Origin of the sequence: Serratia sp. MF1(2023) (genome assembly GCF_030954545.1) — a bacterium.
GTDB classification, from domain to species: domain Bacteria; phylum Pseudomonadota; class Gammaproteobacteria; order Enterobacterales; family Enterobacteriaceae; genus Serratia; species Serratia sarumanii.
The window spans coordinates 33,593-48,309 of record NZ_JAVHUX010000006.1 but is presented as its reverse complement, the minus strand read 5'-3'; the positions used below and the strand labels follow the sequence as shown (position 1 = coordinate 48,309).

Genomic DNA, 14,717 nt, shown 5'->3' with positions numbered 1-14,717 from the left:
AACCGTACCCTCCCTAGAGCAAGCTTGGTATAACGCAGATCCGTTTCGTTACTCATCGGCATAGAAAATTCATTGCTGTAAACAGGTCGTGAGTGCAGGGGGAGATTAAAAGCCCCAATTGGCAAGCCCAACTGGGGCTTGGGTAAAAAGCGATTACCCTTTAAGCGTTTTTATTCGACCCAAATAAACCGCCGAACAGAGTGCCGAGTGCATTAATGCCCACTTCAACGACGGACCCAATGCCTTTGCCCAGCGCCGCGCCGGCTTCCGCTGCGCCCTTAACGCCTGTCGCCTGGACGATTGCGCCAATCCCTTGACCAAGAGCTTGACCGGCATCGGCGATCGCGCCTGCTCCTGATACCTGTTCTACTTCGATATGGGTTAACTCTTTCATAGAACCTCCTGATTAATCTTTCAGATTAGGCTTTGTCGGTTGTTGAGGTGTTGCCACCAAACAGCCCGCCAAAAAGGCCTTCAACGAGGCCGCCAACGACGTTGCCAACGGTTTTACCGATGGTGGAGCCGATGTTATTGCCGACAGAACCCAAGCCAATAACGCTACCAACCAGATTGCCAATGAAACCGCCAGCCGTTGAGCCAACGCCGGATAGGGCATCCTGAATGACTCCAGCACCACTGATCATTTCCACTTCTTGTGTATTTAGCTCTCGCATAATGACCTCCTGTTACTATGATGATCGTGCAGTTTTTGCACGTTGGTGAAGAGACCTCAAATGAGAAGGAGACTTAATATCACCTTCATTAGTTAGGTTAGTTAATGTATGTGACCGTTTTGTGATCGGTTAACAGCTTAAGATCTATTGTTTCAGCGGTCGTGGCCACAACACGTGGTGGAGCTTAAGGTTCAATTCAGCTGTTCGCTTTTAAAACGCATAGCGTAACGCAATCATCCGGGGGGACTTAACCGGGGATAATTCCACCGATGACCCCGCCAATGGCCTTGCCAACCGCGGTACCCACAGAGCCGATAATACTGCCGGTAGCCGTGCCCGCCGCGTTGATAAATGAAGGCCCCAATGAACTGAGTGCGCCCACATTATTTTTATAAGCATCATTGCCCAGTTGGCTGCCGACAGCAATCACGCCATCAGCAACTGAACCGATCCCGAAACCTAGTGCGCTGCCAATTTGCGAATTGGTTCCTCCATTTTTAACTTGATCCAGAGCGCTGCCAAAACCCAATCCAGCATTGCCAAACTCCTGAGCTAAAATACCGGCACCGGTAACCAGCTGCACTTCATTGAAAGACAGTTCTTTCATGATTAATTCCTCGTTTAGATATAACAAAAAGGCATTAGTATATTCCACTTGGCAAGGAGGTGAGCTCCTTAATTAAAAGTAATACCGCTAATTGCGCCGGGATTAATACCAAGTATTTTTATATGACTTGTTCAATAAATATGAACAAACTTCTTCGCTATGTGAATACTAAATATAGGTAGTAAAAGATGACTAATAGTTCAAGGTGGGAACTATTATGGTTTTTGATTTGTAATTTGTTTTTTATTTTGTTGATTTTATTAGGTTTTAATTTTTAATTGTCATTTTTCATTGGATTTAATTCATGTTTTTTGAAAGATACGTTCTGTTTTATTGTGTGAATAATAATTCTGCAAATGGTACTCTTGCCAAAGTCAGGGCGTTTATCTATGAGTGGCAATAATGTAAAACAAATGTTAATAACATGGGTGAGATGTTGCTATCTGCCTTTGTTATTTATCCTCTTTTCATTCAGAGCGAGTAGGGCGTATCAACAACGTCTTGTCCTGCTGAAAGAAAATCCTATTTTTGTTCATGGCATTATCGTCCGTAGGATGATTTTTCTGGCTGCGTGATGTGCTCATCTATTTCATAGCATGGTTCTAAATAGGGTAACGCTTTACTTTTCAACTTTTATCGAGGGTTTAATGATCTTCTGGGAGGGAAGATGGTTGTTGCGTGGTCACCAGAAGATAGTTTCTTTTCACTAGGGGTTAAAGCTCTGTTTGATAGAGATAACAGTGAAGCCTATTACTCTGAAAATGTCATCGTGGTTAATCTGTCAATGCCAAATCTACAATGTTTTTTGGCGTGTGAAGAGGAAATCTTGCTTCCGGGAAGTTCCAGTGTAGTAATTATTTCTGTTGATGAGTTCCTGTTGCCGCTAGCCGCTTTCCTTTGGGAAAAGTATGCAAGCGTCAAAACAGTCTGCTACAAGAGGTTGCCTGTCGATGTGCTTCGCACTTTGTTGTCTGCAGAAAACGTTATGGAGGAAGGCGTGACGAATCCGCCAATAAATAGGTTGTCGGCGGCAGAGTATAGGATCCTAAAGCTGACGATGAGCGGATTGGACGTTTATTCAATAGCGAAAAATATAAAAAGGAGCACTAAAACGGTTTACTCACTGAGGAGTAATTTGTTGAAAAAAATGAATGTAAGGCATTATAGGATGTTGTTTTTATGAGCGTTAATTCCTGACCAGGCGTATTGAATACTCTTATCTAGTGGGCTAACGCATATTGCGGATCTCTTTTACAACTCACGACAGGTGGCCATCTGTTGCCAGTGTACGGAGGCGTAGGTTCGCATCACGATGGGCATAATAATAAATAAAGCCCGCCAGGCTTCCCGTGGCGGGCTTTGTGCTGTCGTTAGGTTACGCCAGATCGAAACGATCGAGGTTCATCACTTTGTTCCAGGCGGCGACGAAGTCGTGGGCGAACTTCTCCTGCGCGTCGGCGCTGCCGTAGACTTCGGCCAGCGCGCGCAGCTGCGCGTGTGAACCGAACACCAGATCGACGCGGGTGCCGGTCCATTTGACCGCGCCGCTGCGGCGATCGCGCCCTTCGAACAGGCCGTCCTCACCCACCGGGTGCCAGGTGGTGCCCATGTCGAGCAGGTTGACGAAGAAGTCGTTGGTCAGCGCCTGCGGCCGCTGGGTGAACACGCCGTGCGGCGTGCCGCCGACGTTGGCGCCGAGCACCCGCAGCCCGCCGACCAGCACCGTCATTTCCGGCGCGGTCAGGGTCAGCAGCTGCGCCTTGTCGACCAGCAGCGTCTCGGCCGGCACGCGGTATTTGCCCTTCAGGAAGTTGCGGAATCCGTCGGCGAGTGGCTCCATCGCTTCGAAAGAGTCCACGTCGGTCTGCTCCTGCGAAGCGTCCATGCGGCCCGGCGCGAACGGCACCGTCAGGGCCAAACCGGCGTTCTTCGCCGCCTGTTCCACGCCCGCCGCGCCGGCCAGTACGATCAGATCCGCCAGCGAGACGCGCTTGCCGCCGGCCTGCGCATCATTGAAGGCGCGTTGGATGCTCTCCAGCTTGGCCAGCGTCGCGGCGAGCTGCGCAGGTTGGTTGACCGCCCAGTCTTTTTGCGGCGCCAGGCGAATGCGCGCACCGTTGGCGCCGCCGCGTTTGTCGGAACCACGGAAGCTCGAAGCGGAAGCCCAGGCGGTGGAGACCAGCGCCGATACCGGCAGGCCGGAAGCCAGCACGGCGTTTTTCAGCGCGGCGATGTCCTGCTCGTCGATCAGCGGATGATCGACCGCCGGGATCGGATCCTGCCAAATCAGCTCTTCCTGCGGCACTTCCGGGCCGAGGTAGCGAGGGCGCGGCCCCATATCGCGGTGGGTCAGCTTGAACCAGGCGCGGGCGAAGGCGTCGGCCAACTCTTCCGGATGCTCATAGAAGCGGCGCGAAATCTTCTCGTAGGCCGGATCGAAGCGCAGCGACAGGTCGGTGGTCAGCATGGTCGGGCGGCGTTTCTTGTTCGGATCGAAGGCGTCGGGAATGGTTTCACCGATGTCTTTCGCCACCCACTGGTGCGCGCCGGCCGGGCTTTGGCTCAGTTCCCATTCGTATTCGAACAGGTGACGGAAGAAATCGTGGTTCCACTGGGTTGGGGTGGTGGTCCAGGTGACTTCCAGGCCGCTGGTGATGGCGTCTTTGCCGACGCCGGTGCCGAAGGTGCTGTGCCAGCCGAGGCCCTGCGACTCCAGCCCGGCCGCTTCCGGATCGGCGCCGACGTTAGACGCCGGACCGGCGCCGTGGGTCTTGCCGAAGGTGTGGCCGCCGGCGATCAGCGCCACGGTTTCTTCGTCGTTCATCGCCATGCGGGCGAAGGTTTCACGGATGTCGCGCGCGGCGGCCACCGGATCGGGGTTGCCGTCCGGGCCTTCCGGGTTGACGTAGATCAGGCCCATCTGCACCGCCGCCAGCGGGTTCTCCAGGTCGCGGTCGCCCGAGTAGCGGCTGTTTGGCCCGCCGCTCAGCTCCAGCCAGATCTTCTCCGAGCCCCAGTAGACGTCGTCCGGCTCCCAGGTGTCGGCACGGCCGCCGGCGTAGCCGAAGGTTTTGAAGCCCATCGATTCCAGCGCCACGTTGCCGGTCAGGATAATCAGGTCGGCCCAGGAGATGTTGCGGCCGTATTTCTGTTTGATCGGCCACAGCAGGCGGCGCGCCTTGTCGAGGCTGACGTTGTCCGGCCAGCTGTTGAGCGGGGCGAATCGCTGCTGGCCTTCGCCCGCGCCGCCGCGGCCGTCGCCGATGCGGTAGGTGCCGGCGCTGTGCCAGGCCATGCGGATGAACAGGCCGCCGTAGTGGCCGAAGTCCGCCGGCCACCATTCCTGCGAGTCGGTCATCAGGGCGTGCAGATCCTGTTTGACCGCCGCCAGATCGAGACTGTTGAAGGCGTCGGCGTAGTTGAAGTCTTTATCCATCGGATCGGACAGGGGGGAGTGCTGATGCAGCGGTTTCAGGCTGAGCTGATTGGGCCACCAATCCTGATTGGTGGGGCCGTTCTGCGGTGCGGGCTGCTTGCCGCCCGAAAACGGGCATTTGCTTTCAGTTGTCATAATGCGCTCTCTGCTTCCGTAAGGGTGCTCCAGCCGCCGGGCGTGGAGCGGTTAACAAGGCATGCGGGTAAGGCTTGCGTCGGGTGTTGCGCTAAATAACTGAACTCAATGGAATCACATCGCCCCGGCCGCTAACGGGCAAAGGGCGACTCATGGCTAAGCTTAGTCAGCGGCGGCGGAGAGATAAAATAGGAATGATTGAATACTGTGATAGCTTGCGGCGATTCATGGCTGTGTTATTGATAGTCAGCGCGGCGCTCTATCGGCGCCGCAGCATCACCTTGAGTACCGCGTCCGCCAGCCTGCCGAACGGCGCGCGCAGCAGATCGGTGAAGCGCCAGCGGCTTTGGATAAAGACGCCCTTGGCATGGCTCAGCGCCCGGAATCCTTCGATGCCGTGACAGGCCCCCATGCCGCTGGGGCCGATGCCGCCGAACGGCAGATCGTCCTGGGCAAAGTGCAGCAGGGTGGCGTTGACGCTGACGTTGCCGGAGGTGGTGCGCGCCAGCAGCCTGTCCTGCAGCGTGCCGCCTGGGCCAAAGTAGTACAGCGCCAGCGGGCGCGGCCCGGCGTTGATAACGTCGATCGTTTCATCAAAGGCGGTGTAGGTGCGCACCGGCAGCAGCGGCCCGAAGATCTCCTCTTGCATGATCCGGCTGTCGTCGGGGGCGCCGACGATCAGCGTGGGGGCGAGGGTTTTCGGCCGTTCCACCGCCGAGTCCGGGCGGTGGCCCACCGGAACGATCCGCGCGCCCCGCGCCTGGGCGTCGGTGAGCAGATCCTGCAAACGGTGGTAGTGCCTGTCGTTGATGATGGCGCCGTAGTCATGGCTCGTCGGCCCGTCGGGGTAAAACGCTTTGACCGCCGTGTCGTAGAGCGCAATGAAGTTTTCCACATCGTCCTGATGGATCAGCAGGAAATCGGGCGCGATGCAGGTTTGGCCCGCGTTCGACAGCTTGCCGAACGCCAGGCTGTTAACGGTTCTGGCGGTGAGCGCGCCGGGCGCCACGACGGCGGGGCTTTTGCCGCCCAGCTCGAGCGTCAAGGGCACCAGATTTTTACCGGCCGCCTGCATGACCTGACGGCCGATCGCCGTGCTGCCGGTGAACACCAGGTGATCGAACGCCAGCTCGCTGAACCCGGCCCCGACGTCCGGCCCGCCGGTCACCACGGCGACCTCATCGGCGGGAAACAGCGCCGCCAGCATCGTTTCGATAAGCTGGCTGGTGCGCGGCGTGAGCTCCGAAGGTTTCAGCATCACGCGGTTGCCGGCGGCCAGGGCGGTGGCCAGCGGGATGAAGGTCAACGAAAACGGGTAGTTCCACGGCGCCATGATGCCAATCACGCCCTTGGGTTGATACTGCACGTAGGCGCGCCCGGCCTGGTACGGCAGGGCGACGTGGCGGCGTTCCGGCTGCATGAAGCGCTTCAGATTGCGCAGCAGGTAATCGATCGCCTGCACGGTGACCAGGATCTCCAGGATTTCGGTTTCGTAAGGCGAACGGTGGCCGAAGTCTGCGCTGACGGCCGCCGTCAGTGCGCCGCGCTGGGCCAAAATGGCGCTCCGCAGGCGGCGCAGGGCGGCCTTGCGCTGAGCGATCGTCGGTGCGCCGTCGCGCAGGAAGGCATGACGTTGGGCGGCAAGCCGTTGCTCCATCGTCATGAGGATGTCATCTCCCTGCACTTGAATTCTCCTGATGCCGAGTGAAAGCGGGAATGCGGTTTGCCGAATCGTGTTTGACCTTAAAGTGAACTTTAAACCTATACTCGTTAAACGATCAACGCAAGATCGTCGGCCAACCGGGATGAGGGAGCCAGAGATCCCGGCGCCGCGCGCAGTATAAACCTTCTTTTTTAACCAAAGTGTAAATGGGAGAAACGACATGGGTTACGTAACGACCAGCGATGGCGTCGAGATTTTCTACAAGGATTGGGGCCCCAAAAACGGCAAGGTTATCTATTTTCACCACGGCTGGCCGCTGTCCAGCGATGACTGGGATGCCCAGATGCTGTTCTTCGTGAACAAAGGGTTCCGCGTGGTTGCGCACGATCGCCGCGGCCACGGCCGCTCCAGCCAGGTGTCGGAAGGGCACGACATGGACCACTACGCCGATGACGTCGCCGCGGTGGTAAAACACCTGGGCGTGCAGGGCGCGATGCACGTGGGCCACTCGACGGGCGGCGGCGAGGTGGTGCGCTATATCGTGCGCCACGGCGAGGACAAGGTGTCCAAAGCGGTGCTGATCAGCGCGGTGCCGCCGCTGATGGTAAAAACCGACGCCAATCCGCAGGGCACCCCAAAATCGGTGTTCGATGATTTCCAGGCGCAGCTGGCCGCCAACCGGGCGCAGTTCTATTACGACGTGCCCGCCGGCCCGTTCTACGGCTATAACCGCCCGGGCGCCAAACCGTCGGAGGCGATTATCTGGAACTGGTGGCGCCAGGGCATGATGGGCGGCGCCAAGGCGCACTACGACGGCATCGTCGCCTTCTCGCAGACCGATTTCACCGAAGATCTCAAGAAGATCGCCATTCCGGTGCTGGTGATCCACGGCGACGACGATCAGGTGGTGCCTTATCAGGATTCCGGCGTGCTGTCGGCCAAGCTGGTGCAAAACGGCACGCTCAATACCTATAAGGGCGCGCCGCACGGCATCCCGACCACCCATGCCGATCAGGTCAACGCCGATCTGCTGGCGTTCGTGAACAGCTAAAGACTCAACGCGTCGCGAGCCTCGCCCTTCACCGGGCGGGGCTTTTTATTGGCTGAGGGAGAGCGGATCACCAGTGATAGCTGATGCCCATATCGAGCTTGTCCGAGGCATCGACGCCGGGCGTGTGCTGCGAAAGGTTATTGAATTCATAGTTAATAAACACCTGCATATTGCTGTTGAGCAACCAGGTGACCCCCAACTCCTCATAGTTCAATAAGTCCGTGTTCCGGCCTGCCCGGGTCTGTATCAAACGGGTATAGCCGATGTTGGGTTGAATATGGTCCGTCAGCCGATATTTGGCGAGCGCTTCATAACTTGACGCCGAACCGCGGTTAGCGGTTTGTTGCGGGCTGATGGCGTTGTCGCTTTGGGTGAACACGGCCGCAAGATAGATTTTTTTCGACGCATAGAGAACCCCTTCGGACAGCGTATCGATGCGCCGGCGATAGCCGGCGGCGCGTTGTTGCCGCTGCGTGGTTTGAGACGCCGAGGCGGCGGCGATGAGGCTGAGCGTCGGCGTCAGCGCATAACGGAAGGAGAGGCCGAATCCGTTGCCGTTTTGTTTGCCCGGCGTTTGCCGGTCGTCGCCGTCTTTGAACTGATATTGCAACGCGAGTGCGGCACGCCGCTGAAACAGGCTGAAGGGGCGGCGGTAAGTGAGCAGGTTACGCGCCCGGCCGCGCATAAAATTGTCGATGTAGTTGTAGGCCATCTCTCTAAACAGCGGAGAGCGATCGGTCAGGGCGGTCACATCATAGAGCACGCCCCAATTGCGGCCGATATCGAGGCTGCCGAAGGTTGCGTTTTGCACCCCAATATAGGCGAGTCGGGTGCTGTTGCGAGTCGCGTCGGCGAAGCTGACGGTATATTCCCAGTGGGCGTAGGCCCGCCAGCGCGGCGCGATCTTTTTTTTGCCTATCAGGCCGAAATAGAGGTAGCTGCGGTCGCCGTCGTCGCGCGCGTTTTGGCCGCTGTAGCGTCTGGCGATAATCGTGCCGTAGAAATTCAGGCTGTTTTGCTGCGACCCCGTCAACGACACGGCGAAGGCGCCGCGTGGTAATAGGGCCAGCAGGGGGAAAAGCATGCCCGCCGAAAAATAACGCGGATTGCATTTTATCATGATGACACCGTCCCTGTGCGCGGCAAGCCCGTGAGCTTGCCGCTCCGGCGAAGCTTAAGCGTGCGTTTCGCGTTTAAAGTAACTGACGATCCCCTGAGCGATCGCCGTGGCAATTTTATTTCGGAATGCGGGGGTGCCGAGCAGTCTTTCTTCCTCAGGGTTGGTGATGAAAGAGGTTTCCACCAACACGGAAGGAATATACGGGGATTTTAAGACCACGAAGGCCGCCTGTTCGGTATTTTTGGCATGCAGATGATGAATGGGCGCAATATGTTGAATCAGGTGCGAGCCCAGCGTCAGGCTTTCTTTGATCGTTTCCGTCTGCTCCAAATCAAACAGTATCTTCTGCAAATAGCGGTCTTTCTTGATGACGTTAGGGCCGGCGAGATCGTCCGCCGCGTTTTCACTGTTCGATAAGTATTTCGCCATCGCGCTGCTGGCGCCTTTATTGGAAAGCGCAAAGACCGAAGCGCCGCAGGCGCTGGGGCAGGTAAAACCGTCGGCGTGGATGGACATGAAAAGATCCGCACCGTGCCGGTGCGCGATCTCCACCCGATCGTAAAGCGGAATAAAAATGTCGCTGTCGCGCGTCAGGCGGGCATCGATGCCGTGTCGATCGAGCTGTGCACGCACATTTCTGGCGATCGCCAGAACGACATGTTTTTCCAGCGAACCGGTGTGGCCAATGGCACCGGAGTCGATGCCGCCATGACCGGGATCCAACATGACCAGGAATCTTTTTCGCGCCCCCTGAGGTTTGGGGCGCGGCAGGCCGTGGGCGTGAGCCAGCGGGGAAACGGCGCCGTTCAGCGCCAGGGCCGCCAGCCCTGCCAACATCATTCTGCGGCGAGATAACCGGGTGTTCAAAAGGTCCGTCTTAGCCATAAGGTTAACCAGCATAAAAGGAAAGGGTGTTTTTGTTATAACATAACAATTTCACGCGCCAGCGGGGTTGTCTGTTAGCGGCTGTTACTTTTAATGTCATTCCTTAAATTCACTGGTTTTTTATACTGCATTTATTTTGTTTATTGAATATTCGTATTGCTACTAATTTGTTTTGTATTTGTTAATTCTTATTTTGACACACTATTTAATCTAATATTTCAAATGAGATTTATTCTCCTCTTTAATTGATATGTTATAACATAATTACTAAAACGGATAAAAAACGGGGTCTTTGCCGCCGGCATGAAGTCACTCACGTTTTTGGAGCGTTAACATGACTTTTAAACACCAGGAAAAAGAGACATTAAATATATTCGCCGTTCTCGCCGTCTCGTTAAGCACGGTTATCGCCATGCTCGACAGTACCATCGCCAACGTGGCGCTGCCGGTGATCGCCAAAGATTTCGGCGTTTCCGAATCGGCCTCCATCATGATTATTAATGCCTACCAGTTTGCCGTCGTGGCCTCTTTGATGCCCTTCGCGGCGCTGGGCCGCGCGGTGGGCAATAAAAAAATCTTTATGGCCGGGGTGGTGCTGTTCGCTTTTTCATCCCTGGGCTGCGCGCTGTCCACGACGCTGGAGATGCTGACGGCATTCAGGGTGATACAGGGCTTCGGCGCGGCGGCGGTGCTCAGCGTCAATGCGGCGCTGATCAAGGAGATATACCCGGCAAGGCTGCTTGGGCGCGGCCTGGGCATAAACGTGATGGTGGTGTCGGTTTCCGCCGCCGCCGGGCCATCCATCGCCTCGGCGATACTTTCTCAAACGAGCTGGAACTGGCTGTTTACCATTAATGTTCCCATCGCCTGCCTGTCGCTGCTGCTGAGCGTGATATTCCTGGGTTCCCGCGAGCGGCGCAGCGTTGGGTTCGACAGCGGGGGCGCCCTGTTGGTGTTTGTGCTGTTTATCGCTTTCTCGCTCAGCACCATGAGCATGACCACTCACCATCTGCCGGCGGCGGCGCTGAGCTTTGCGGTATTCGCCGGGCTGGCCGGGTTGCTGTACATCAATCAAAAAAGAAAGGCCGACGCCGCGCTGATCCCGATCGCGATGCTGCATAACCCGACGCTGTCATTGTCTTTGCTGATGTCGATGCTGTCCTACAGCACCCAGCTTTTGGCCTATGTTTCGCTGCCTTTTTATTTTCACAACGTTCTGCAAAGAAACGTAGTGGAAATCGGTCTGTTGCTGACCGCCTGGCCGCTGGCCACCATGGCGTCTTCGCTAATTTCCGGCGATTTGGCCAAGAAGTACGATCCCAATCTTGTTGCCCTCTCGGGCCTTGCCTGTCTGCTGGCAGGCATGCTGCTGATGGCCAATCTGCCGAGCGATCCGTCGAATGGGGCGATCGTATGGCGCGTGGCGCTGTGCGGCATCGGTTTCGGCCTGTTTCAATCACCGAACAACCTGTTGATCATGACGTCGGTCTCCCATGAAAACAGCAGCATCGCCAGCGGCCTGTTGGGCAGTTCCCGGCTGATTGGGCAAATCGTCGGTTCGGCGTTGGTGGCGATTTTCTTCAACATGCGGGGCGCGCAAGCGACGAATATCAGTTTAATGGCGGGGGCGGCATTCTCGTTCCTTTCTCTGGTCGTGAGCTATATGCGCTTCAAGTCCGCCGTTACGTTAAAAACCAGTAAATAGAAGCACGAGGTTTCCCATGCGATTTATCCCATTAGTGCCGTTGGTTATCGGCATGGCGGCGTTTTCCCTTGCCGGCTGCACGACCTACCACGACGTGGCGTTGCAACAAAAAGAGACGGGGCTCAATAGCCAATATTACCTGCTGCAGCCGCCGGTCTATGTCGGCGACCAGCTGAAATATGGTCTGAAGGACGGCAGCGGCGGCGAGTTGACGGTGGCTAAGGTTGAACCAAAAGACCTGGTCGCCGACAGCGGAAAAATCATTCCCCTGTCGCAGCTCTCTTTCCTGCAACGAAAAGACCTTTCCACAGGAAAAACCGCCGCGTTGGTCGGCGGCGGCGCGGTCGCCACCACGGCAATCGTCTTTGTGGCCGGGATAACCATCATGGCCGCCGGCATCGCCGCGTCGGCCTAACGCAGCCCATCGCCGCACGCCGCCGAGCGTGCGCACAGGAGGCACCATGTGCGTCACAGTGAAATTTATCGCCACCGCGCTGCTGGCAATATTCGCCTTGCCGACGGCGCCTTGCGCCAGCGGTAGTCAGCCGGCGGCGGCCGAACGTCCGCAGAGCGCAGCGGTGCAAAAGTTGCCTGGCCACTATCAGCGGATCGTCATCACCGGCAACTGCCCCTTCGGCGTGATCCTGGCGAATGAGGCGGCCTACCGGCACGTCGTCGGCGTGGGGCCCTGGGCGTTCATGCATGCCGATATGCATGTGTTGAAGGACATGAAGCCTGACATCGGCAGGATCACCTCCGCCTTCATCAATAAGGACTACCGGGTCAACATGGAGTCGTTAATGAATCTACGGCCCGACATTATTTATTACTACGGCAAAAGCCAGGACGATCGGCTGGAAAGGGCGGGCGTGATGACCGTCGATCTGGATGCCGGCGGGAAGACAAAGTACCAACCGATGGTCACCCAGATGTATTGGGAAAATACCTTCGCCGACACGCTCGGCCTGCCGCGCACGCACAAATTCAAAGACGCCTGGGAAAAGACCCTGAAGCAGATCCGCCCCTATGCCGCAGCCATCCGCGCGCAGCACGTCAGGGCGTTGTATCTCGAAGAAAGCGACGGCAGGCAGCTGAAGGTGAGCGGCCCGCATACCTACGGCGACACCTACCTGAAAATGGCCGGCATGGACAACGTCGCCGGGGATTTGCCGGTGAAAGGGGATGCCGGCAGGTACATCAACGTTTCGATGGAGCAGATCATGGCCTGGGACCCGGATGTGATTTTCGTGGTTTTCGGCAGCGCCAAAGCGCTGCTGCACGGGGGGATCCCCGGCCAGGCCTGGGAGACGCTCAGGGCGGTAAAAAACGGCAAGGTTTTCTCGACGCCGGTGGGCATTCATAACTGGGGGGGGCTGTCGGCGGAAACGTCACTGCTGCCGCTGTTTATGATCAACCGCTATGCCCCTGAAGACATTAGCGACAAGACGCTGCGGGAGGAGACGCGCCGCTATTATCAGACGATGTTCTCCTATGCGATCCCGGACCGTTTGTTGGATGAGGTGCTGGCACAGCGCTAGCACCACGGTTGAATTGCGTTAGTGGGTTGGAGGAGCTTGGGGATGCCGGGCAGAGGAAAATATATGGCGATCATGGTAGGGCTGTTTTTAGCCTTGTGTGTGGTTGCCGTCGCATCACTGTTTGCCGGCCGTTACGCCTTGTCGGCCCATGATGTGCTGCAGATTTTATGGCAGGGGAACATGCCGGGGGAAAACCAGGCCCACTATTCGGTGATTTTTAACCTGCGTGCGCCGCGGGTGGTGGCGGTGATGCTGGTGGGCGGCGGGTTGGCGGTCGCCGGCGCGACCTTTCAGGCGGTGCTGAAAAACGCGTTAGCCAGCCCGGACGTGCTGGGCACGTCTTCCGCCTCCGCCTTTGGCGCTGCGCTGGGCATTTTATTGAGTTTGCCTTTTGCCCTGAGTTCCCTGCTGTCGTTTCTTTTCGGCGTGGTGAGTTTGTTGCTGGTGCTTGGCATCTGCCGCCTGAAACGCCGGCAGGATGCGCTGACGACGATCCTGTCCGGCATGATTATCGCGTCGGTGTTTATCGCGTTTGTCTCGGCCATCAAATATGTCGCCGATCCGCAGGATACCTTGCCCGCCATCGTCTTCTGGCTGATGGGCAGCTTCGCTTCGCTGGCGAAAGCGCAGGTCTATTGGCTGATCCCGCTGTTTGCGGCGTGTTACCTGACTATCTACCGGCTCAGGTGGAACATGAACATTCTCTCGCTGGGGGACGACGAGGCGCGCATTGCCGGCCTGAACCCGTCGCGGCTGAAGATCCTATTGCTGATCGCCGCCTCTCTGCTGGTTTCCGCCTCGGTGAGTTTGGCCGGCGTGGTGGGGTGGGTTGGCTTGGTGATCCCCCATTTGGTGCGAAGCGTGCTGGGATATAACCACGGCCGTCTGATCCCAGCATCGGCGCTCGGCGGCGCGTTGTTTTTGCTGGTTATCGACAATATTGCGAGAGGTGCCACCTATACGGAAATTCCAATCGGCATCCTGACCGCGCTGATCGGCGCGCCGCTTTTCGCGGTGCTTTTTATTCTGGGGAATCGATATGATCACCGCTAGCCGGCTAGCCTTTGGTTTCAAGGGGCGGGAGCCCATTTTCGACAACGTCAGCTTCGAGCTTAAGCGCGGCGAGATCCTCAGCGTGCTGGGCCCGAACGGCGCCGGCAAAACGACGCTGCTGAGAAATATTGCGGGCCTGTGTCGGCCCAGCGCCGGCAGGTGCGAGATCGGCCGCGTCGATAATCGAGAGGCGCGCCTGGCCTACGTGCCGCAGGCGAAGGCGCCACATTTTTCCTATGGCGTACTCGATTTTGTCACTTTCGGCTGCGCCCGCCAGGCGGGATGGTTCGCCGGGCCGCGGCGGCAAGATTTCACCAGGGCGCAGGCGGTGTTGCACGCGCTGGAGATCGCGCCGCTGGCGCAGAAAAATATCAACCAGATCAGCGGCGGTGAACTGCAGATGTGTTATTTCGCCAAGGCGCTGGTGGCAGATCCCGACGTCATGATCCTCGACGAACCGGAATCGAATCTGGATTTTTACAATCAGGCCAAAATGATCGAAATGCTGTGGCGCCTCGCCAAAGAGCGGCAGATGACGATCGTGCTGAATACGCATTTCCTCAATTACGCCGAACGCATCTCCGACAAGTGTTTACTGATGGCAAAACGGCAGTCGCTGTTTGGCGTTAAAAGCGCAGTGCTGCAGGAAGATATCCTGGAGCGCTATTTCCGGGTGCCGGTCAGAAAATGCCGCTATGAACACCAGGGCGCCAGCGAAGAAACCTTTATTATCGCTCTACGCAATCTCGCCTGAGTTTCGGCTGCAAGGATTGCTTGAGGGATATCCCTCATTGCGGCCCCGCCGGCGGTTATTTAAGCTGAAAGGGCAACGTAACGGTGAATATGGAGA

14 protein-coding genes are annotated in these 14,717 nt (G+C 57.1%); 7 read left to right on the top strand and 7 right to left on the bottom strand.

Going from position 1 to position 14,717, the window contains the following annotated elements:
• Positions 1-160: 160 nt before the first annotated feature.
• The 3 genes from REA38_RS02250 to REA38_RS02240 form a co-directional block, all read right to left on the bottom strand.
• Complete coding sequence (locus REA38_RS02250; RefSeq protein WP_074027111.1) at positions 161-394, bottom strand: hypothetical protein; 234 nt, start codon at positions 392-394, stop codon at positions 161-163.
• Positions 395-419: 25 nt separating this feature from the next.
• Positions 420-674 carry a colicin V synthesis protein gene (locus REA38_RS02245; RefSeq protein ID WP_308884812.1) on the bottom strand — a complete coding sequence of 85 codons (255 nt, stop codon included), beginning with the start codon at positions 672-674 and terminating at the stop codon, positions 420-422.
• Positions 675-921: 247 nt separating this feature from the next.
• On the bottom strand, positions 922-1,281 hold the full coding sequence (locus tag REA38_RS02240; RefSeq protein ID WP_308884810.1) for a hypothetical protein: 360 nt from the start codon (positions 1,279-1,281) through the stop codon (positions 922-924).
• Positions 1,282-1,948: 667 nt separating this feature from the next.
• Between REA38_RS02240 and REA38_RS02235 the strand changes: the two genes are divergently transcribed.
• Positions 1,949-2,464 (top strand): LuxR C-terminal-related transcriptional regulator, encoded by a 516-nt coding sequence (locus tag REA38_RS02235; protein ID WP_308884808.1) that lies wholly within the window; start codon positions 1,949-1,951, stop codon positions 2,462-2,464.
• Between the two features lie 192 nt (positions 2,465-2,656).
• On the opposite strand, the gene katG is transcribed toward REA38_RS02235, so the two are convergent.
• Positions 2,657-4,852 (bottom strand): catalase/peroxidase HPI, encoded by a 2,196-nt coding sequence (katG, locus tag REA38_RS02230; protein ID WP_039565197.1) that lies wholly within the window; start codon positions 4,850-4,852, stop codon positions 2,657-2,659.
• Between the two features lie 259 nt (positions 4,853-5,111).
• On the bottom strand, positions 5,112-6,536 hold the full coding sequence (locus REA38_RS02225; protein WP_308884806.1) for a coniferyl aldehyde dehydrogenase: 1,425 nt from the start codon (positions 6,534-6,536) through the stop codon (positions 5,112-5,114).
• 199 nt (positions 6,537-6,735) lie between these two features.
• On the opposite strand from REA38_RS02225, the gene REA38_RS02220 reads away from it, so the two are divergent.
• On the top strand, positions 6,736-7,566 hold the full coding sequence (locus tag REA38_RS02220; RefSeq protein ID WP_033647942.1) for an alpha/beta fold hydrolase: 831 nt from the start codon (positions 6,736-6,738) through the stop codon (positions 7,564-7,566).
• 67 nt (positions 7,567-7,633) lie between these two features.
• Here the strand turns inward: REA38_RS02220 and REA38_RS02215 are convergent, their stop codons facing one another.
• Together REA38_RS02215 and amiA are read right to left on the bottom strand one after the other, a co-directional pair.
• The gene (locus REA38_RS02215; protein ID WP_308884804.1) at positions 7,634-8,686 is read right to left on the bottom strand and encodes a porin; all 1,053 of its coding nucleotides are present in this window, start codon (positions 8,684-8,686) and stop codon (positions 7,634-7,636) included.
• Positions 8,687-8,740: 54 nt separating this feature from the next.
• Positions 8,741-9,571 carry an N-acetylmuramoyl-L-alanine amidase AmiA gene (gene amiA, locus REA38_RS02210; protein ID WP_308414704.1) on the bottom strand — a complete coding sequence of 277 codons (831 nt, stop codon included), beginning with the start codon at positions 9,569-9,571 and terminating at the stop codon, positions 8,741-8,743.
• 334 nt (positions 9,572-9,905) lie between these two features.
• On the opposite strand from amiA, the gene REA38_RS02205 reads away from it, so the two are divergent.
• The 5 genes from REA38_RS02205 (at position 9,906) to REA38_RS02185 (ending at position 14,621) form a co-directional block, all read left to right on the top strand.
• The gene (locus tag REA38_RS02205) at positions 9,906-11,276 is read left to right on the top strand and encodes an MFS transporter (protein ID WP_041035867.1); all 1,371 of its coding nucleotides are present in this window, start codon (positions 9,906-9,908) and stop codon (positions 11,274-11,276) included.
• 16 nt (positions 11,277-11,292) lie between these two features.
• A complete protein-coding gene (locus tag REA38_RS02200; RefSeq protein ID WP_223182167.1) occupies positions 11,293-11,691 on the top strand; it encodes a hypothetical protein in 399 nt (132 codons plus the stop codon).
• 46 nt (positions 11,692-11,737) lie between these two features.
• On the top strand, positions 11,738-12,814 hold the full coding sequence (locus REA38_RS02195) for an ABC transporter substrate-binding protein (RefSeq protein WP_202637324.1): 1,077 nt from the start codon (positions 11,738-11,740) through the stop codon (positions 12,812-12,814).
• Positions 12,815-12,877: 63 nt separating this feature from the next.
• Positions 12,878-13,867 (top strand): iron ABC transporter permease, encoded by a 990-nt coding sequence (locus REA38_RS02190; RefSeq protein WP_308884801.1) that lies wholly within the window; start codon positions 12,878-12,880, stop codon positions 13,865-13,867.
• The gene (locus tag REA38_RS02185) at positions 13,854-14,621 is read left to right on the top strand and encodes an ABC transporter ATP-binding protein (protein WP_043147669.1); all 768 of its coding nucleotides are present in this window, start codon (positions 13,854-13,856) and stop codon (positions 14,619-14,621) included. The genes REA38_RS02190 and REA38_RS02185 overlap by 14 nt, the downstream gene beginning before the upstream one ends.
• Positions 14,622-14,717: the final 96 nt, after the last annotated feature.

Coding starts and splice junctions, on each gene's coding strand:
- REA38_RS02250 (WP_074027111.1), bottom strand. CDS start 394: ATGAAAGAGTTAACCCATATCGAAGTAGAACAGGTATCAGGAGCAGGC.
- REA38_RS02245 (WP_308884812.1), bottom strand. CDS start 674: ATGCGAGAGCTAAATACACAAGAAGTGGAAATGATCAGTGGTGCTGGA.
- REA38_RS02240 (WP_308884810.1), bottom strand. CDS start 1,281: ATGAAAGAACTGTCTTTCAATGAAGTGCAGCTGGTTACCGGTGCCGGT.
- REA38_RS02235 (WP_308884808.1), top strand. CDS start 1,949: ATGGTTGTTGCGTGGTCACCAGAAGATAGTTTCTTTTCACTAGGGGTT.
- katG (WP_039565197.1), bottom strand. CDS start 4,852: ATGACAACTGAAAGCAAATGCCCGTTTTCGGGCGGCAAGCAGCCCGCA.
- REA38_RS02220 (WP_033647942.1), top strand. CDS start 6,736: ATGGGTTACGTAACGACCAGCGATGGCGTCGAGATTTTCTACAAGGAT.
- REA38_RS02215 (WP_308884804.1), bottom strand. CDS start 8,686: ATGATAAAATGCAATCCGCGTTATTTTTCGGCGGGCATGCTTTTCCCC.
- amiA (WP_308414704.1), bottom strand. CDS start 9,571: ATGGCTAAGACGGACCTTTTGAACACCCGGTTATCTCGCCGCAGAATG.
- REA38_RS02205 (WP_041035867.1), top strand. CDS start 9,906: ATGACTTTTAAACACCAGGAAAAAGAGACATTAAATATATTCGCCGTT.
- REA38_RS02200 (WP_223182167.1), top strand. CDS start 11,293: ATGCGATTTATCCCATTAGTGCCGTTGGTTATCGGCATGGCGGCGTTT.
- REA38_RS02195 (WP_202637324.1), top strand. CDS start 11,738: ATGTGCGTCACAGTGAAATTTATCGCCACCGCGCTGCTGGCAATATTC.
- REA38_RS02190 (WP_308884801.1), top strand. CDS start 12,878: ATGGCGATCATGGTAGGGCTGTTTTTAGCCTTGTGTGTGGTTGCCGTC.
- REA38_RS02185 (WP_043147669.1), top strand. CDS start 13,854: ATGATCACCGCTAGCCGGCTAGCCTTTGGTTTCAAGGGGCGGGAGCCC.